Source organism: Borreliella valaisiana VS116 (genome assembly GCF_000170955.2).
In the GTDB taxonomy this organism is placed as follows: Bacteria; Spirochaetota; Spirochaetia; order Borreliales; family Borreliaceae; genus Borreliella; species Borreliella valaisiana.
On sequence record NC_012185.1, the window covers coordinates 19433 to 39278 of the forward strand.

General features: G+C 24.1%; 18 protein-coding genes and 6 pseudogenes. 8 read left to right on the top strand and 16 right to left on the bottom strand.

Annotated features, from left to right (window positions below; translation table 11 throughout):
* Positions 1-537: 537 nt before the first annotated feature.
* Positions 538-3133 (bottom strand): annotated as a pseudogene (locus tag BVAVS116_RS06735) (hypothetical protein).
* Between the two features lie 617 nt (positions 3134-3750).
* Here BVAVS116_RS06735 and BVAVS116_RS05565 point away from each other — a divergent pair.
* From BVAVS116_RS05565 to BVAVS116_RS05580, 4 genes are all read left to right on the top strand, one after another.
* Entirely contained in the window at positions 3751-4668 is a 918-nt protein-coding gene (locus tag BVAVS116_RS05565; RefSeq protein ID WP_015899244.1) for a plasmid maintenance protein, read from the top strand.
* Positions 4661-5221: a DUF226 domain-containing protein gene (locus BVAVS116_RS05570; protein ID WP_015899245.1), complete on the top strand. Its 561-nt coding sequence runs from the start codon at positions 4661-4663 to the stop codon at positions 5219-5221. The genes BVAVS116_RS05565 and BVAVS116_RS05570 overlap by 8 nt, the downstream gene beginning before the upstream one ends.
* On the top strand, positions 5197-5952 hold the full coding sequence (locus BVAVS116_RS05575; protein WP_015899246.1) for a ParA family protein: 756 nt from the start codon (positions 5197-5199) through the stop codon (positions 5950-5952). The genes BVAVS116_RS05570 and BVAVS116_RS05575 overlap by 25 nt, the downstream gene beginning before the upstream one ends.
* An 86-nt stretch (positions 5953-6038) precedes the next feature.
* Positions 6039-6668, top strand: coding sequence for a chromosome replication/partitioning protein (locus BVAVS116_RS05580; protein WP_015899247.1), 630 nt, complete (start codon positions 6039-6041; stop codon positions 6666-6668).
* Between the two features lie 2487 nt (positions 6669-9155).
* Here BVAVS116_RS05580 and BVAVS116_RS05590 read toward each other — a convergent pair.
* The 6 genes and pseudogenes from BVAVS116_RS05590 to BVAVS116_RS05610 all read right to left on the bottom strand — a co-directional run bounded on the left by BVAVS116_RS05590 (position 9156) and on the right by BVAVS116_RS05610 (position 11879).
* Positions 9156-9674: pseudogene (locus tag BVAVS116_RS05590) on the bottom strand (DUF603 domain-containing protein).
* A 242-nt stretch (positions 9675-9916) separates the two neighbouring features.
* Complete coding sequence (gene eppA, locus BVAVS116_RS06935; protein WP_210365599.1) at positions 9917-10066, bottom strand: exported protein A EppA; 150 nt, start codon at positions 10064-10066, stop codon at positions 9917-9919.
* 89 nt (positions 10067-10155) lie between these two features.
* Positions 10156-10398, bottom strand: a complete 243-nt coding sequence (gene eppA / locus BVAVS116_RS06940; protein WP_234929948.1) for an exported protein A EppA — start codon at positions 10396-10398, stop codon at positions 10156-10158.
* A 108-nt stretch (positions 10399-10506) separates the two neighbouring features.
* Positions 10507-11073, bottom strand: a complete 567-nt coding sequence (locus BVAVS116_RS06175; protein ID WP_015899256.1) for a hypothetical protein — start codon at positions 11071-11073, stop codon at positions 10507-10509.
* Positions 11037-11285, bottom strand: a complete 249-nt coding sequence (locus BVAVS116_RS06945) for a hypothetical protein (RefSeq protein WP_015899257.1) — start codon at positions 11283-11285, stop codon at positions 11037-11039. Before BVAVS116_RS06945 ends, BVAVS116_RS06175 begins: the two co-directional genes overlap by 37 nt.
* A gap of 27 nt (positions 11286-11312) precedes the next feature.
* Entirely contained in the window at positions 11313-11879 is a 567-nt protein-coding gene (locus BVAVS116_RS05610; RefSeq protein WP_015899258.1) for an Erp family outer-surface lipoprotein, read from the bottom strand.
* A gap of 427 nt (positions 11880-12306) precedes the next feature.
* On the opposite strand from BVAVS116_RS05610, the pseudogene BVAVS116_RS05615 reads away from it, so the two are divergent.
* A pseudogene (locus tag BVAVS116_RS05615) lies at positions 12307-13085 on the top strand (site-specific integrase).
* Positions 13086-13091: 6 nt separating this feature from the next.
* On the opposite strand, the gene BVAVS116_RS05620 reads toward BVAVS116_RS05615, so the two are convergent.
* The 9 genes and pseudogenes from BVAVS116_RS05620 to BVAVS116_RS05650 all read right to left on the bottom strand — a co-directional run bounded on the left by BVAVS116_RS05620 (position 13092) and on the right by BVAVS116_RS05650 (position 18607).
* Positions 13092-13517, bottom strand: coding sequence for a DUF261 domain-containing protein (locus tag BVAVS116_RS05620; RefSeq protein ID WP_015899260.1), 426 nt, complete (start codon positions 13515-13517; stop codon positions 13092-13094).
* A gap of 46 nt (positions 13518-13563) precedes the next feature.
* A pseudogene (locus BVAVS116_RS05625) lies at positions 13564-14893 on the bottom strand (DUF244 domain-containing protein).
* A gap of 403 nt (positions 14894-15296) precedes the next feature.
* Positions 15297-15572 carry a Bdr family repetitive protein gene (bdr, locus tag BVAVS116_RS05630; RefSeq protein ID WP_015899265.1) on the bottom strand — a complete coding sequence of 92 codons (276 nt, stop codon included), beginning with the start codon at positions 15570-15572 and terminating at the stop codon, positions 15297-15299.
* A gap of 12 nt (positions 15573-15584) precedes the next feature.
* On the bottom strand, positions 15585-16163 hold the full coding sequence (locus BVAVS116_RS05635) for a chromosome replication/partitioning protein (RefSeq protein WP_015899266.1): 579 nt from the start codon (positions 16161-16163) through the stop codon (positions 15585-15587).
* Between the two features lie 48 nt (positions 16164-16211).
* A pseudogene (locus BVAVS116_RS05640) lies at positions 16212-16958 on the bottom strand (ParA family protein).
* On the bottom strand, positions 16951-17064 hold the full coding sequence (locus BVAVS116_RS06950; RefSeq protein WP_407637030.1) for a hypothetical protein: 114 nt from the start codon (positions 17062-17064) through the stop codon (positions 16951-16953). Before BVAVS116_RS06950 ends, BVAVS116_RS05640 begins: the two are co-directional and overlap by 8 nt.
* A gap of 128 nt (positions 17065-17192) precedes the next feature.
* Positions 17193-17324, bottom strand: coding sequence for a DUF226 domain-containing protein (locus BVAVS116_RS06955; protein ID WP_015899271.1), 132 nt, complete (start codon positions 17322-17324; stop codon positions 17193-17195).
* Entirely contained in the window at positions 17325-17486 is a 162-nt protein-coding gene (locus BVAVS116_RS06960) for a hypothetical protein (protein WP_015899272.1), read from the bottom strand.
* 9 nt (positions 17487-17495) lie between these two features.
* Positions 17496-18607: pseudogene (locus BVAVS116_RS05650) on the bottom strand (plasmid maintenance protein).
* Positions 18608-19141: 534 nt separating this feature from the next.
* Between BVAVS116_RS05650 and BVAVS116_RS06965 the strand changes: the two are divergent.
* The 3 genes from BVAVS116_RS06965 to BVAVS116_RS06975 are packed head-to-tail and all read left to right on the top strand — an operon-like array spanning position 19142 to position 19541.
* Positions 19142-19201, top strand: a complete 60-nt coding sequence (locus BVAVS116_RS06965; RefSeq protein WP_407637031.1) for a hypothetical protein — start codon at positions 19142-19144, stop codon at positions 19199-19201.
* A 25-nt stretch (positions 19202-19226) separates the two neighbouring features.
* Positions 19227-19370 carry a hypothetical protein gene (locus BVAVS116_RS06970; RefSeq protein WP_015899278.1) on the top strand — a complete coding sequence of 48 codons (144 nt, stop codon included), beginning with the start codon at positions 19227-19229 and terminating at the stop codon, positions 19368-19370.
* A 15-nt stretch (positions 19371-19385) separates the two neighbouring features.
* The gene (locus tag BVAVS116_RS06975; protein ID WP_210753536.1) at positions 19386-19541 is read left to right on the top strand and encodes an ERF family protein; all 156 of its coding nucleotides are present in this window, start codon (positions 19386-19388) and stop codon (positions 19539-19541) included.
* The last annotated feature ends 305 nt before the right edge of the window (positions 19542-19846 follow it).

Below are 19846 nucleotides of genomic sequence, written 5' to 3' on the forward strand. Positions count from 1 at the left end.
GAAAGAGATAATTTTTAAAGCTATAAAACATGGGTTATTGGGTGTAAATTATCCTAAATAATACTTAATTAATTTTTCAATATAAAAAAATCAAGGGGATATTATTAAAACATGCTATAAAAACAACTGCTGCTTTTTAAAAAATACATTTCTGGGTAATTAACATAAAAAAACTATAAAAACTCTTTTTATAAATGCCAATAATTTTTATCAAATCATCTTTTTTACTATATATGTAGTATAAAAGAATTACAAAATGTTACTAATATATACTCTCTATGTTTTTACATTAAAAATAAAAGCTCTTTATTTTTAATGTCTTTATCTTTAAAAAAACACCTACCATGATACATTTTTAAATCTATATATATTATTCTATTCAATTTCTAAAAGTTTTTAGGTTCTCTCTTGCTTTCTTTGAAAATCGCTTCATTAACAATTTGAGTTTGGGCTCTTATTTTAAAGAGATTTGTATTCATTTAATAAAATATATGTTTTTACCAAAAACATTGCTATAAAATGATACAAAAGTTATTGTTAGGTTTGGTTAAGTTTATTTGCCCTTAAATAATTCTCATATCCTTTTATTAAGGACAAAATATAATCTTCTCCTTTTTTATTTTTAATGCCTCAAAATCACTAAGCAAAGTGATATAATCTTCTTTGGTTAATGAATAAAGACTCGCTACAATAAAGTTATTTTCATTTTCTTTTTCTTTTAAAGAATTCATCTTCCGCATCTAAATTTAGTCTTTTATTAACTTATTCTTTATCAAACTCAAAACATTCTAAGTAAAGTAAATGTTTAAAGTTCTCGGGCTCATTTTTAGCTATCAGCAAAGAAGTATTTTTTGAAATATTTAATATTGAATTCACACAATAACAATTTTTAGGAGACAAAGTACTAGTCATAGTTCTCTCATTAATATTGCTTGCAATATCTCTATAGAATATTCTTTCAGTCTGATATTGATTGTCCTTGGTTAATACTTTTTTCAAGTCTTCTTTATCTATCCATAAAAATTTAGAGCTTTCTTTTGCATCTTTATTTTCAAAAAATCTTAAATTAAATTAATAGATATTTGATCCTTAGTAAAGGAATATAAAGTTTTCACTACTATGCTCTTCGAATAATGCCTTATATTTTGCTAACTGTAATCCTTCTTTAAAATAAATATATGCTTCATGTTTAATTCAATTTATTTGTAAACATTGTCTTTATTGTCTTTTAAATCTTTAGTTATTTTTTTACAATATTATCACTACTCTGGATCATAAATTTTGCTTTAAAGCTGGATGTATGGGTTTTTGGTCTTACTAAGTTGGAATATTGCAAATTTAAAACTTGAGTGTACATCTTTAAATCTTTTTTTTGTTTTCAAATTGGTAATGTAATTAAGTTTACAATTACTAAATATATGTTTTCTTAACACCCTAAAACTAAATTCAATCCAAAGACTATACGGAGTTAGATAAGTCAAGTTACCCTCTCATTTTATTAGTTTGAAATTAAACGTAACAAAATATCTGAAAAGATTTGGGTCACCACCACTAAAAAAATCTTTAAAATCATTTTTATAAATGTTGTTAATAGGAATTATACTATTTTTTTCTTCATTGTATTCAATATTTAAAGGATGATTATATTTGCCAAGTATTTCTTGTTTTATTTTATTTTGCTCTTTTATACTTAGTTTTCTGTAACTAGGAATATGTTTTGAAAAAAATTCCGCTTCATTAAACTTGGTTTTCTCCCATGGAGAATTTCCAATTATAATATCAAATCTTCTTGAATATCTGGAAACTCAATTCCATAGTGAAAAAATTTATAGTAGCTACTTAATCTTCTAATTTTCTCTATTTTTTTCTTTATTTTCACTAGAAGTTTTATTGCCCAAAATATTTTCAATTAAACTAATTACAGCTGTAATATCATTACATTATATATTTAAAGATTTGTCAAAAGATAATGAATAAAGTTTAATTAAAGAGAATATTATTCTTAAATTATCTGTATCTTCACTTTTTTCATATTCTTTGTATATGTTTTTAGATTTTTCTATATCTTCTTTATTAACATCCTTTTAAGTACCAATTCTTTACTTATACTATCCTGAACATCATATTCTTCACTTTCTTTAAGAATAGCTCTATATTCTTTATCAAGTTCTTTTTTTACCTCTTTGAATTTATCTAGCTCGTACTATACTTTTTCTGTTAAGTAATCTAGACAAGAAATTAAAAAATGCCCTGACCCACAAGAATTATCAATTATTTTTATATTTAAAGATAAATAGTAGTATCTGCAATTCTTAGATCATATTCAAGTAGAGTTTCGTACAATTTTCCAAAACTTTTAGGGTCTGGCTTTGAATACTCTACAAATTTTTCATCTTTAACATTTTTTTCTTCTAAGAAAAGTATTTTAATTAGTATTTCTTCAAGTTCACTGATACTTAATAAAATTTCATCATTTAAATATTTAACCTTAGCTTCTGTAAAGAATCCTCCATTGAATATGGGAAGCTTTATTGCATCACTTCCTTTGTCAAGTAAACTGAAAATTGTTATTATTTTTTTATATCCTAATTTCTTTTTTGCATTTTCATCATAAAAAAATATATAAAAGATATTGAAAATCTGTATAGCCTGTTTTCTTCTAATATTTTCTTAAATATGTCATTATCTTCAATATATGCAATAAAAAATATTCTCGAAATAAAAAAAATCGATTCTTCAAGTATGATAGCTAAAATATGCTTATTAATTTCTCTCCCCGATACTTTAAATTTTTTGTCATACGATCTCCATACTTTTCCATTTGGAAGTATGCCGTAATGTTTTTGATATTGATTTAGATATCTATATAGCTGATCTTCTGCTGCTTTTGCTTTGTCTTTAGTAAGTATCAAAACTAAATGATGGACACTCAACTTCTACTACAAGTAAGATATCTTCGGACGGAAGCAGTATATTACTTCTGTTGAATTATTATATATTGAAGAAAGTTTATTTTTTACAAGAATAAAAAAGTCTTTTAGCTTATTAATATTTTCTTTTTTTATAAAATCTTTTGATAAGACTTTATAAAGAGATATTTGGATCATTTTTTTATAATGTCATTAATTTTCATTATTTATGCTTACAAAAATCATTTATATTGTTTACAAATCTTTTTTTAGCCCTTCTTAATAATCAGAATGCATTAGCAATATATTTTTCATAATCATGCAAGCAGTAAAGATGTAAAAAATTTTTGTAAAAACTTATAATAGATACAAAAACAACACAAACAATAAACATTTTTTTGTTCATAATTATCATTTCCCAAAATTAAAAAATAAATTAAAGTTCTTCATTTACAATTTTTAGTAGGTGGTAAAGGCAAAAAAACCAATAATCCTAAATATTTGCTAAAACATAAAAATAAACTAAAAAACTATCAAAAAAACAAAAAGATTATATTAATATAATTAATTTAAGAGATATAATAAAACTCTAAATCCTAAGGCTTATTTTTATAAAGAAATAAAAACTAATATAGGAACTATCTAAAGCAAGACCCATAGATTCTGCTCTAATAAATGCCCATTTTTGTAAAACCTAAAAAGCCATCATGAAAAAAAGTAAAAACTATTTCTACAATCATCTTTAATTTAGAAATCATAGTTCATGGGTTGAAATTAATTAAATATTTTGATTATAATAAAGTTATTATTAATAAAAATACACTGAAAATGGAGATTAAAAATGAAATCGGTTATATCTAACAAGAGATACCAAACCTATAAAAACAAACCACTTAGCAAAATCTGCAGACTGAAAAAAATTATTTCAGTTATTATCTACTTAAATAAAGAGTTTGAAAAAAAATGCAGTACTTCAATTAATAAAGAACGCTTTACTTTCGAAAAAGTAAAAGAACTTCAGGTTCATTTTCAAGGAGATATACTTCGCGTACTAAACTCAAATATACATAAAGAAAATAAAAAAGAAACTACAATTAATACTCTAAGACCGGATTTAAGATTTTTAGTTGGACTAAAAGCATTAGAAAGAAGAATATTAACATTTTCAAATAACTTTGGAGGATTTAAAGGAAAGCTTTGTATATACAAAGTGTCACCTATTGCACATAAATTGATTGATGCATATTTTAATAGCACCAAAGCAAACTTAATTAAGAAAGTAAAGGAAGAAAAAGATGCTTTAAAGGAAAAAAAAGGATATTTAAAACCTCAAAATACTACTGAAAATATCACTGTATATAATAAACAATATATAAATATTTATAATAAGAATTCTATAGAAAATTCTTTCAAAGAAAAAATTAAATCAATAATTTACAACACTAAAAAACCAATTAAAACACTAAAAAATACTATATTAAACTATAAGGATTTTAAAAATTATCTAAAATACGATTATGAGGTAAAAGATATTAAAGAATTTTTCTTATCTAAGCTAAAATTTTATAAACATAAAATCCACTTTATGAGAAAAACCGCACCTTATAAAACTGATTTTTACACTCTTGCAGGAGAATTTAAAGATATTTATAATACTAAATGGAAAGCAAATAAAATAAATAGCTTTTCAGGACATGCTGGCATAATAGCCAATAATATTTTAGCCAACATTTTGACAAAAGGATTAAAATTTGAGTAGATTACTTGAAAAACTAAAACAAAAAAAAGCTTCAATAAAGATTGACAATATTTCAATTAAAAAAGACACTTTTAATAAAATAGAAAAACTAGACAGCAAGAAAGTATACTACACAAGAATATTTAAACATTTGGTTAATTTTAAAGTTACTAACAAGAAACAAAGATTTAGGCTTGTCTTTCAAGAATATAATAATAATAAAGATTATTACTTTTTTAATCTTTTTGCATTAGAAGAAAATGATAAATTTTTAGGAATAAAATATGGATGGGATCGCCTTGAAAAACCTTTTTTTCTTAAAAAAGAAGATAATAAAATTTATGTAATAAAAAAACTATATCACATAGAGTTTAGGTTTAAAAAAGGATCTATTAAATCTTACATATTATCTTTGAGGACTTTATTGAGAAAAAAAGAAAAAGAAACAACCGAGTACTATCGATTCACATTAAATCATTTAGAAAAAATGGAGAGCAAAGTATACAAATTTTACAATAAAAAATTACCAGATGGAGGAATTTTAAAAAAATGGATATTAAAAAATCAGATATAATAACAATGGCTTCAATTAAGGGAGGAGTCGGGAAAAGTGCACTTTCTATACTTTTTTCTTATGTATTAAAAGAATTAGGTAAAAAAGTATTATTAATTGACTTAGATCCACAAAATTCTTTAACCTCTTATTTTAATAGGTATATTTCAAATATTGAAAAATATAACTCTTACAGTCTGTTAAAAGGAGATTTCCATTTTAATGAATGTATTTACAAAATTAATGATCATATATCTATAATTCCCTCTCATCCAATTTTAGGAAAATTTAATTCAGAGGCCATTGATTATAAAGAAATTATTTTAGAACACCATTTAAATGAGAATATTCAAAATTATGATTTTGATTATGTTTTATTAGATACTCCCCCTAGTTTAGATTTTCTTTTAAAGAATGCCCTAAATGTTACGGATTATATTGTAATTCCAGTTCAATTAGAAATATGGTCAATAGAAAGTTTTACTATTTTGATTAATGCAGTTAATGATGTTACAAAATTTAGGAAGAAAATATACAATATTTCCATTGTAGAAAACCAGTTTATAAAAAATAGAAAAACGATAAAAGAAGTAGAGGATTTGCTTTATACAGAATATAAAGAATACATTAAAGGCAAGGTTCATTTTTCAAATAGCATAAAGGTTCTTATAAACGAACGAGCAGAACCTTCTGCAAAAGCAATGTATCATAAAGAAATAAAAGATACTTTAAAAAATATTTTTTACTTATAGCTAACAAAAATGTTAGCTATAATATTACTTGTCTGGAGTTGTCCGATATCGGACAGGTAGTTTTTGGTTAAAGATAGGAGAGAAGAATGGAAAAAAAAGAAAATAAAAATCAAGTAACGTTATATAAAAGGATTGAAATCCCTACAGGCAAAGAATTAGATTTAGATAATAATCAAGATGAAGAATTGAAAAATTATAATAAACTAAAAGAACAGTTGAAATTAAATTTGAAGTCCGATATTAATAATAAAATTCAAAGAATGAAAATTCTATATGAAATTAAGCAAAAAGAACTTTATAAATATGATGGTTTCAAAAGTTTTAAACAGTTTATAAAGTCTTATATAATTGCTAGAAGCCAAGCATATATGTATTTGAAAATTTATGAGAAAGTTTTAGAAGGGGCTATTTCTATTGAAAAAGTTAAAGAAATAGGTTTTGTAGCTACATATAAAAACATACTAAAGAACAACTCGTTATATGTATATAAAGAAAAAATGATTGAAGAAAATGTAGGAAAATATGATGATAGTCAAAATATATCTATTAGAATTTTAATAAAAGATAAAGAAGTTTATGATTTTTGTAAAAAAGATACCAAAAGAATATATTTTATTCTAGAGAGGCTAATTAAAGATAAAAAAAATATCTTATCAAGTCTTATTATTGATTATGAAAATCATAGAAAAAATAAAAAGAAAAAAGTGAGCTCTTGATTATTATTATATAATATATTATTATCAAGTTAGGTTAGAGAACTTTTCTCTCTCCGTTTTCAGTAGTAAAATATTTGCCCGTAGGGGCTTTTTTTGTGTCTACTAAATTCAAATGGAACGTTATTTCTAAATTTTCTTTCTAAATAGGAGTATAATAAAAACATTTTAGAAACAAAAGTGAATTAAAATGATATCATAATAAAATGATAATAAAAGATTTAGAGATTGTTAAACTAGAGCCCTAAGGTTTTGCAAGAGATTAAATTAGTATTGTAAAAGACGAAACCAATACTGTAAAAGGAGAAATTAAAAGCTTGAAGACCAAATTCTATAGTAAATTCAAATTTCATAATTGGATGATCGAAATTGTGTTGACCCCTTAAGGTGGAATAGTAAGTATTTTAGTTAATCTATTCTTTTATGTGGTGAATAAATTGGCAAAATAAATAAATAAAGTAAATTACTACTTTTATAATTTTTTTTAAAAAATAGCACCAATATATTTTTATGGATAATTGATATAAATCTTAAGTTATTAATAAATAGTCTTAAGAAGTATTAAATATTTATTTTTCTAGATTTAATTTCTTTTAGAAAATAGCAAATTAATTTTTACTAAAATTTTATGGGAATTGCAGATAGAAAATTTTTAACATAAAAATTGCTGTTTATTATTTTAAATAAGCACAATGAATCGTTTTAATTTTAAGTTTTTGTTTTTACTTATATTATTTGGTTATGGTTTACATCCTTTAGGAGCTGTTGATAAATTTTTAGTGGACATAGAGCATTCGGTTGATTAATTTTGAACATTCTAATAAAAAAAAGATTAGAAATAGAAAAAAAGCAATTAGTAAATGAAGCTAAAGATAGATATTTTACATAAAAATTTGGGGGCAAGTTTAACATTATGCAAAAGAATTCTAGGATAAAATTAAAAGATTACAAAAAATTAGGAAATCCTTAAACCCTATCTCATCAGTATAAGTTTTAGGGTGATTAATATTACTATCTTTTGGTTAACGATAATATTTTGGATCACTTTTTTGATTTATTAATCTTTAAATTATTAAGATGAAATTTATAATTATTCATCTTATACTATTTTGACAATCGTTTTCAACAAAAAATTTTAAATTTATAGTTTCTTTTCCAATAATGTTAAGGATTGATTGAGAAAAATCTAATATCAAAGGACATAAGAATAATATTGAAAGGTATAAAAATGAAATAAAAATATTATATGAAGCCTTAAAGAAAGATTTAACTAATGAAACCGCTATCTCTAAATTTAGGTTTTGAATTCAATAAATTAGAATATAATAATATAATTAAAGAGAATAAAAATTCAGTTGAAATTTGGAAAAAAAGATATTGATGGTTATCATGTAGCATAATGTGTGATGAAATTAAATACAACGAATACAACAAACAAAAATTTAAAGGTTAAATTGATTCATCAGGGGCTCTAAACTTAGTACTTCAAGATATGAAGAATTCAATTTAAGAAAAGAGATTGGAAAATATGTTTATAAAAAAAGAATGAAGAAATAAAGAATTAGTAGAAGAGCTCAAGTTATATAAATATTTTTAAGGAGATATCAAATATTTGTTTTTAAAAAATATTTGATATCTATATTAAATGCATTATAATAATTTTTTTCTAAAAAAGTTGCGCTTTCTAATTTGAAATTGAGTGTGGCTAAACATTGTGTCTTGAGCGACATTAAAAGGGCTTTTATTAATAATTTTAAAAAGTTGGGAAATGGAGTTGATCCGAATTCTTTATTGCCACTATTTTAAAACTATGATGAAAAAGATTTTAAGGGGGGCTTTTTGAGTTTAGGTTCTAATAGATCTAAAGAATTAATTAACTTATTAGGTGAGATTAAAACAAGGCTGGATTATGATTTATTTGAAATTGATTAACAGTTTCAAAAGATAAAGAAATCTCTAGAATTATAATCTAGTTTAAATTTTAGGCAATTCTTTTGTTTTTAGTGTTTCCTTTTGAGGGCAACTTTTTTCTAAATATATATATATAGGTTGCACTATTATTTTATATTAAAAATAATAAAACAATATCAATAATTTTATTATTTCATCGCAATGGTGTTTATTGAATGCTTTTTATATTTTAAGGTTTCAGAGATTTCTTTATCGTATATTTTATATTTTTCGTTAACCTTAAAACTTTATTGATATAGGGTATGCTATATATTATTTATTAATAGTTTTTCTACCTCTTTTAAGATTGATGTTTTGTTAGTATTTATATTCTTTCCATAATATTTTTACAGCCGTTGTAGTTATTATGGATTTATCTAAAGTTAGGTTTGTCTTTATATTTTTTTGTTATAATTGATTTTGATTAGTATATTTTTATATTGTATACTATTTATAGTAATATTTTTTTTGAGGAATAATTTTATTTTTAAAATTGTATTTTTCTTTATTTATAAGTTTGAAAAGTTTTATGTTTGTTTTTTAGCAAGTGAAGATACTTTTATTCTCAACTTCATGAGCAGTAACAAGTCTTTTAATACATTCATAGTAAAGCTTCAGTTCTCTTATTGAACACCCCTTTATTAGATCATTAAGCTCATCCTTTAAAGAACTAATTTTTTCATTAATACCTTTTTCATTTTTTTGTTGCATTGTTTATTTAAAGAGTCAATTTTAAATCTTAAATCGTCTATTTTTGAAAGCATACTAGCAAGCTCAATACTATAATATTGCTTAAGCACGTATAAATTCTAATTCTAAATTGAAGCGCTCTAAATCTAATTCTCCCTTAACTTTTTTTAGCTTTAAATTCAGATTCAAAAGTTTGTGCTACAAGGTGCTCAAAAGTATCTTCACTAATTGTTACTCCAGAATCCTTGTTAACAGACTCTTTACATTTACTCTAGAAACTCCGAGTTTGGCTGCTATTTCTCCATCATTTAAGGATCTTTATCTAAAATATGCAACATAATAATCAAAAGATCGTTTATCTCTTTTCAAAAGAATTCTCCTAAAGTAACGAATTTAACAAATTATTACTCTAAATAGCAAAGCAATTTGATAAATTGTTAACATAAACTGACAACTTCTTTATACATATTAATTAATCACTGATCTGTACTTACAATGTTTAGTAAATGTGAACAAATAAAAAAATAAGACTGGTTATTAGTCTTATTTTTCATAATTTACGCTTATAAAGACTATTAATTTTATTTCGAAATCTTTTTTTAATTAAAACCCTAATCTTTAGGTAAATCAACCAAAATTTGTTTAACTGCACTCACTTTATCTTTAAAATAAGATTCTTTAAACTTATTTCTAGCTTTCTCTCCATATTTCTCAGCACAGTCAATTTTATCGGAATCTAGTTGTATTAAATAATCAAAAATTGAATTTGGAACACCTTATATAAGGTTAGCTATTGGCCATAAACTTATAGTCATAATGTTAGTTATTAATTTAATTTAAATAAGATATACTATAACATCAAGAGCATCCAAAAAAACACTTTTTTCTTTAATTCTAATTTTTTTAACTCCCCTCTAATTTCAATAGCAGCAGCAAAAACATGATTATCTAGTTTTTTATTTATCAAATTAAAATCTTCTTCAGAAAAAGCTCTTTTGGATTTTGCATAATTTTTTTCCATCTCTTTGCTCATAAAAGCATTTAAACTAATACTTAATACAAATAAAACTGTTAATAAACTAATTTTTCTCATATTCCCTACAGATTTATTGTCCAAATTTAAGCAAAATCAACTTAAATAAGAAACTAAGACTAATAACTAGTCTTAGTTTTCATAATTTATGCTTTTAAAAACCATTTTTCATTCTTTTTTAACTTCTCTAGCATCTTCTATGCTATTGTTAAGCTCTTCTTCAATCTTTTTAAGCGAATCATCTATTATTCCTTTAGTCATATCGCTAGTATCAGCACTACCAGAAAAATTTACACTTAAACCTAATTCTTTGGCCTTATTCCAGGCTTGTTGCCCAACTTGTCCCTGACTTTTAACTTGCTGCCCACTAGTTTTTCCAGCTGTAGAATCAACTTTGCCTTTAAGATCTTGAAACTCCTGTTTAGCCTTCTCTAGTTCTTTTTTTCTTTCATCTTTTTTCTTTTTCAAGCTCTCTTTGAGTTCTTTTAATTCTTTTTCAAGTTTTTCTTTCTCTTCTTTTTTATCTTTTAATTTATCCTCTAATTCTTCTCTTATTTTTTTTATTTCCTTTTCATACTCAAGATATGTTTTAATAGGAGTTTTTTTAGAATCCGATTTTTCTACTTTATCCTTTAATTTTTTTATTTTTTTTTCAATCTCTTCTTTTCCTTCTTTTTGACCACCACTTTGTGCCGTTTTTAATATAGGCGTGTTATTGTGGCGACTTGCCGGCAATGTGTTGAGGATGGATCAAATAGCCTGTTATTAGGATCATCACCCTGCATTAATTGCTTTTTAAGCTCCCCAACCAACTCTTCTTTGTTTGTATCTAAAAATCCCTCAACTTGTTCTTTTACGTTTTGTTTTAAATCTTTACCACTTACATAATTCTTGCAAGAAATTATCAGTGCAAAAACAACACAAACAATAAACATTTTTTTATTCATAATTGTTCTCTCCTATACTTTGAACTTCTATTTTAAATTTTTCTTAAGTTCTTCTAATGATATTGCATATATTACATATTCAGTAGTCCTATCTCCTGAGTCTTTAATTCTATCTCCTGAAAATGTAATATATTCAGAACCATTAATTTTTTCTATCTTTGTTATTATCTGTTTATTTTGGATACCCTTTTCAGTACTTTGTTCCCTATATCCATAATACAAATTAGTTTTAAATGTTCCACCTTCAGTCATTGCTTTTACAAAGTTATTAACTTCTGACTCTTCTAATGAAAAGAATTTAGCCGTGTGTCCTCCTCCTTGATCATCATTGTTTAAACCCGTTGCAATGCCATCTTTTTCTTTTTCTATAACCAAAGTTCCTAAATTTATCCAATTACTGCTATTATCTTTATTTTTAATTTTTACAGTAAATTTAGAGAATTTTATTGTATCATCACTTACTTGCTCACTTACCAAACCTTGCTCACTTAGACTACCCTGCTTACTTAACCTACTTGTAAAATTTGCACAAGAGCTTATCAGTACATAAACAACACAAATAATAAACATTTTTTTATTTATATCTTTATTCATAAGTTACTCCATAAATTTCAAAGATAATGCAACATCTAATAATTACAATTTTTTATAACATTTAAATAAATAGTTTTGTTACATTTCAAATTACATAGTAATAAAATTCAAATGTAATTTTAATTAACTCCTAAAAATCTCACCATTACAAATAGCAAACTCATTAAATAAGACTACAAAATGTATACAATTAAATTTCATAGTTTTTGCTATATATCAGCTAAAGTATCATATCTTTCTTAAGTGCCCCCCTTAAAAATCAACACTTCTACTTACTAAGGCCACTCTAAAGCCCATATTTTGCACAATGAGAAAGCCAAAAATTTGACTAAAATTTTTTGTTTTTGGTAAAATACAAAATGTGATTTTTATCTATTTTTATTACTTTTACTTAATTTAAAAGTAACACTTATAAGGAGTTGTTTTTATGGACAATAATAATTATCTTAATTTAAATAAAGGTGTTACAGGTTTATTCTTCAAACTGGTAAAAGATTATCAAAATCTACTAGATGAAAATAAAATTCTTAAAACTACTCTAAAAAATTTATCTAAAAATAAAAAAGAAAATTTAAAAACTAGTCCTAAATTTTACTTAACTCCAAAAACTAGCAAACTAATTGTAAAGTGTATCAAACAACTAAAACAAACTGTGATTCAATATCCGGCTGGTTCGTATATTTACTTTTAATAAGTGGTGGTAGGGGGCACTGAAATTCAAAAAGTAAAAATGCAAGATATTACCCCTTTATCAAGCAAAACTGGTGAAATTTATTACAATATAAAAGTAAATGTAGCAAAAAAAAGAAATGTTACTTGTGTTAGAGAAATTGTCATTAACTCTAAGGAATATAACGCTATTCAAACAGCACATAAAAAATCATTTCGAAGAAAAAATCTTGATACAAAAAGAATTTATCTTTTCCCAAAAACCAAACATAAGTTTAAAGATAATCAAATTGACATTATCAACATTTTTAGAAAATTCAAAAATCTACTTAAAAATCGGGCTTTAGGGCAAATAACTCGCTTCATTTATGTAAAAATTTGTTTATTTTAAATTTAAAATCTAATGGCTATAATTCTTTTCAAATTAAAGAACTTATGAATTATTACTCAACATTTGAAATTGATAATATCTAAGGAATCTCTTCTGTAAACAAAATTCAAGCTTATAAATGTACTAAAAATAGTTTAAAGCTATAGTACAAACTATCTAAACTTAAAGATGCGCTTTAAAGTTACCCTAAATTCTTTTCCACGTGGTTTTAAATCAAGTGAATTATATAGTATCTCTTGTTCTTTTGTAGCAATAAAGTGAAATCCATTAACCCCCTTAATTTTTACTTCACTTATTTCAAACTCATTTGAAGCTCCAAAATAACTAGAAGTTTCATATCTTGCGATACTCCTAATTCTATAGTAATTAAGTATCAGACAAAGATTCTTAATAAAACAATTGCTCCTAATATAATCAAGTCCTAAAAATCTGTAATACGCTGCATTTATATCAAAAGCATTAAAATCGAGCTTCTTAAATAAGCTTGTATAGTAATGCAAACACAAGAAATAGCAGCCCCACTTTTGTATCTCTACAAGTAAACCCTTATTACTTTGTTTTATTTTACTAATAATCATTGATCAACCTCCGATGTTAGTTTTTTTAGCTCTTTAGTATCCCCATTCAAAAGGGGATACTATTTGCATACGTGATATTACTCATATTGCTCGGCAATAACACTTTGCTACTTATTGGTATAAGCCCTTTTAATCTATCTGATATTGTCCTTTTCTCAGGATCATAGTTAAACACAAATTATTTAAATCTGTAATTTACATGAATAATTAGTGTATATTTATTCAAAATTTCATCAATTTTAATTTTGAGCAGTTCTTTTATAGGTTTTTCTCTTTTTTTGTTTTCATTTTGAATTTTATTTAATTCTGCTTTTAGATTGTCAATCTTAATAAGATTTTCCTCAAGATTTATAGTAGACTGCTCGGTTTTAATCTCAAGATCTATAAACTCAACATACTCTACAAATTCTTTTACCCAATGAAACTCAACTCCAGATTGGTAAAAAATTGCTATTTACTATTAAATCTTCAACAAGCTTAATAAACGTATTATTATCAATATTATTTGATATTAGTAAATTAACATCATTTTCTTTGAAAATTTTGTTTCTTAAATTGAAAACTTCTTGTTCACATTTCCTAACAAATTCAAGCACTTTTGATATTAAAGAATCATTTCTTTTTATCTTACAATTGATCGATGCAGCGTTTATTAAAAAGAATAAATTGCAATGCTCAAGCCCAGTACATGCTAGTTGCATTTGTGCCTGCAATAGTATTTGAAAAAATACTTACTGCTTAAAAAATTCCCATTTTTATTGTACTCTTAAATGGCGCTACTCATATAATTAGAGTCATTACTCTTAATCTCTAAGAGCTCTATATCGTTATAAATATTTATAAACCATCCATTAATTGTTGATCTTACTAAAGTTTCCATACTGCCCATTTTTTAAAAATAATTATATTTATCAACACCATTGGCATATTTGTTTTTGTACAAAACAGCAATATTATCACCGTGTGCCTTAGCAGACTCTCTAAATCCTAAATTTTCTAACTCTTTACCTTTTAACATATATAAATTCTCTTCAAAAGACATACTCATTCCAAAATATTTAAGAACTTTATTTACTATTAAGTCTTTAAGACCAGCATCACCAATTAAAACAGTATCTATTTCACTAGGACCGTATTTATAAGCTTATTTCTCTGCTCGCTAAAATCAAGATTTTGTTAAAACTAAAACATTCTTTACTGCTTATTCCTGGTAATTTTTTGCCTATCTTGCTCAATTTTCTTTTTTCTTTAATTGGAAAAGATTTTTCCTCAAATACTTCGCATCCAATAAAACTTTGTTGATTAACATATATCATTTTGGAATCCCCATTTATGCTTTTATTTTCTTGATTATTATCGTTTGAAACATTGTTCATGTTTTTCTCCTTTTATGATTAATAATCATTATTAATTAAAAACTATTTTTGCCAAGTTTTTAACAAAAATTTTTGAAAAAAAGATAGGATTTAACCGAATTCTCTACTTAAAGAATCTAGTTAAGTCCCAGCATAATTGAATTAATTTTGATAAAAAAATTTTTTAGCTATACATAGCTATCTCTAATATTATTTTTGTCAAGTTTTTAAAAAAATTAAATATGGTTCAATTTAGAATTAAAATCAATTTGTATTTTTATAAAACGAAAACTCATTTAAATTCTTTTGTTAAAAAGTTTAAATAAACTCTAATTTAGAATAGAGAAAAAATAAAATGTTACTTTTTACAATATTAATCAGCATCATAATATGCTATTTAAAAAGTAAATTGTGCATTATTTAATTATTTAATGAATTGTAAATATCTCATAAATAAAGCATTTAAAATTGGGCCAAGAATTGCTGCTGTTAATGTCATAAAATGAATTAGTCTGTTCCCCATATTGAGATCTTTACGTAAATTTCTTTCTACATCAATCAATCTCTCTTTTAAAAATTCAAAGTTATAATTATTATTATGAATAAAAACAAAGTCTATTTCCTCTTTATTAAGCCCGATTTTTAAAAATTCATTTTTTATACTTTCTATATTGTATGCCTTATATGCTAAATTGCTCATACAATCTCCTTATTATCCTTTTAATTGTTTATATTCTTTCATAATTTTTTTAATTATTTCTCTTTCATCACTAAATAATTTATCCAATAAAAATCCTGTAAATTTAGCATTACTTTTATAAAAATCATAGCTTTCTTGCTTTTTAAGCTGGAATCTCAGTGGTTTTATCGGGTTTTGTTTAGATTTTTTTAAAGTTGGACTTTCCTTGTTTTTAAATACACTTAATATTAGTCTAAATCCATTATCTAATACATATTGTTCCTCAATAACACCCGATTCTATTGCATTAGCAATTTTTAAATAATTATAAGCTTGAGTTTTTGCAACATCATAATCCTTTATAAAAGCATCAAAACTTTTGTATCCATCAAGTTTATAATATTTATTATCTTTAATTTCTTTTAAGATTTTCATACATTCTATTCTATTAGAAATTCCTTCTCTAAGGTTTACATATAATTTCTTTTTCAAAATATTATAACGATCTATTTCAACACCATCTTTATTGACATTAGAAAAATCTACAAGTAATGCATTTCCTTTAGAATCAATATTTCTTCTATTGATTCTAAACTTTGTATTAGTTTTCATAACAATCCTACTACTTATTTGTTCAATGCGTTGAACAAATAAGTAGGATTATTTTAATTTTGTATAAAAATTCATTAATGAATTTTTATATTCTTTTATATAATCCATTTGAAAATCAATAGAAGAATTGCAAGTAATTCTTCTATTTAAGTCTTCTCTTCCCGATATCATTCCTAAAAAGTTTTCTTTAGCGTTAAACATTTCCAATAATTGTTTATGTGTATTATTTTTCTTGAATCTCGTTATCATAAAATAAGTAGGCAATTCTAAACCTATTTTTTCCATAAAAAATTTTAAAAGATCAAAACTTTCAATTTTCCATTTTTCTGCCAGTAAAGGTACAATAACATAATTATAAAAAATTAAGGCATTGGTTAAAGCAAAATCCAAACTTGTAGGAGTATCAATTATAACAAAATCATACAAACATTTAAGCGTTTAAGCTCATTTTTTAATCTAAATTCATTAAAAGTATGCTTATAGCTAAAAGCATTTATACTATGTAAAGTTAAATAACTGGGAATTAAATCTAAATTATTCGCAACATTAACAATTGATTGATTAATATCTAATTTTTCTATCAAAATTTTATATATTGTTTTTTCTTAAGCCTACACCAGATTTTTGTATATCATCATAATGATAACTAGTAGTAGATGCTTGAGTGTCTATATCTATTAATAATATCTTATATTTTTGAGCCAAAAAAGTTGCAAACATAATTGAACTTGTGCTTTTACCAACATCGCTTTTAATTGATGCGATTGTTATTATTTTAGATTTTTTATTACCCATTTTGTAAGTGGTCCTTGTTCTGGGTATTTTTTCCCATAAAATTCATATACTTGTTTTTTAGATCTGTAAATATACTAAATAACACCTTGTTGTAGTGATTATTCATTCTATCTTTATATAGCAAGCGGTATAATCCCTTAAGGTATCAAAAAACACTGCTCGCTTTAAATCTAAATTACATGTAATATACTCTTGCAAATCCATAAGATTTTTTAATTTCTTTTACTTGGTACTTTACAAAAGTCTTTTTATTGGCTTTCTAAATACGTAAAAAATTCCCAAAAAATTTGTATCCCCCTTTAATAGGGGGTATAAATGTATTTTTTCAGCAACTCTTTCTCTATTATGCAATGCCCTTAATGACACTCAAAATTCATTTTTTATAAACTCCGAATTTATAAACTTCACCATTATTTTTGTATGGTATATTTCTTTATCATTTTCTTTTTCAATTTTAATGAACCTTTCTTTATTTTGACATTCAACTTTAAATTTACCCCTTTTTGTAGGTTCAACTGCATTTTCCATATTCAATCCTTATATAACCTTTTTGCTAAGTTCTTTTAACTTTAAAGAAGTGTTTTCATTCTCTATTATTTCTAATAATTCATAATAATATGCATCAAATACTTTATTATATTATAATTTCTTTTTGACATTTAAATAGTCTTTTATAATTGGTTTTAAAACTTCAATTTCTACTGCATTTTTTAGTCGCTCAATAAGAATATTAAAAATGTTTATCTTTATATGCTCACAATTTTTTTGCGAACTTTCTTTTTTAAATTCAATTAATTTTTCTAATTTACATTTTATGTTTCTTAGATCTTTATATTTTTGACTTTCAATGATAAAATGCGGGTTATTTTTATAGTATGCATATATTTTTTGAACATTTGTTTTCAGTTGTTCGGTATTGTATCCATTTTTTTTCTAATTCTTTTTGGGTATTACTCAAAATTTCTCTTAATTTGTTTTGCTTTTCTTTAAAGAAGAATTGATTTAAATGTATATTTTTGCCTTTCATTAGGGCAATTTCTGTTCTTTTTGCGATTTTAAATATTTTAATCAATGTATCTTTATTAATATCTAAATATAATAAAATTGAGAGGGTTTTTTTAGAGGAAAAGTTACATTTATTGAAATATTTTCTTACTTGAAAATTTTCTATTTGATTTTTTCTTTTTTTCTTCTTATATATTATTATTTCTATTACTTAAACACTCCTTAAAATCTACACTTCCCTTTTTAGTAAATTTGTCTTTAAAGTAGTTTTTAGCTCTATTTTGGAATCTTGAAAGTTTTTTTTCTTTAAAGTATTGGTTTATTTTAAGATAGCATTCTTTTTTGGGATAATTAAGGTGATAGTAAATTTCAGTCCCACAATTTATCCCCATGTGTTTATAGTAGTTAGTTGTGACTTTTATTTCTTTTTCTAATTTGTAAAGATAATTTTGCATTGTTTTTAGTTTAGTGGTGGTTTGACCATTTCTTTTTAGATTTTCATTAAAATAATAGAGTATGTTTTTTTGAGTATATTTCTGGCACTTGTTGTTTATGTACTTTAGTGTTGCGATAAGAACTATTAATTTATGTTGTAATTTGTTGTGATAATTTGTACTTTTTGTGTTATTTGGAAAATCTCCCATTTTTTACTCCTTTTATGATTAATAATAATTTTATTATAATGCAAAATTTTGATTTAAAAGTAAATACTTTTTTAAAAAAATATTAAATTCTAATTATTAATTTCATTAATTTAATACACTTTTTATAATTTTGTAAAAGAAAATTGATTTTAATTCTAAATTGAGATACACTACAAATAGCGTAGGAAAATATCTTTATGTTTTTACCTACCTTTTATGATAATTTGCAAAAACAATGATTTAGTGGGATCTTAACGAAATTCTTTTTAAAGGGGGTTTGGTTAAGGCCCACTTCTTTTTTTGCAAAAATTTTTAACAAAAATTTTTGCAAAAATAGTTTTTGATATTTAATTATTATTAATCATAAAAGGAGTAAAACATGAACAATGTTTCAAACAATAATAATCAAGATATACAAAATAATATGTAAGCAAAAATAGACTTTTTAAACGATATGGATACTCTAATTATGTTATTGGGTATTGATATAAAAATCTTAAAGGACATGGCTATAGGTATCAAAATTTCAATGAAATAGTTAAAGAAATTAAAAACGTTATTAAAAAGCATAATTTAATGCTTAATTTTTTTTAAGATCCAATTTCTGTAGAGGGGAAAAATGGGTCAAGTTATAGATTATATTAGAACTACATTGTACAGTACAATTACTGGGTATGAATGTTCATTTGATATGCAAATTTATACAGATAGATTACAATGGAGCAATGAAAATGGGTCTAAAAATATGAATACAATGTCATAATTTGTTGGTTAAGCTATTAATTATTTCAAAAGGTACGCATTAGTTGTATATCTTAACACAGAAAGTGAATTGGATACTGTTGTAGCATCTATTTATAATACTTATGAAAGCGAAAATCCTATGCTTAGCAAGCAAGTTAGCGTCAATCAAAATCAAAAAAAAAGAGATTAATCAAGAACAAAAAAAGACAATAATTTAGAACAAAAAAACGAGGTTAATCAAAAGCAAAGAAAAGATAGTTTTTTTATTATAATATCTTTAAAGATGCGCTATCTAGCATAAAAAACTGGGTAAATTAATTTTGCAATAAAAGATAATATAAACGCCATTGTTCAAACAATATGTGCCAATAATGAGGCTGATTTACTCAAGTATTTCATGTAAAACCCCAAACTTAAAAGCATAGACTATTGGGCAAGTCTTATAAAAGAATATTTCAAGAAAAACAACAAACTAGATGATCTAAATAATTTTGA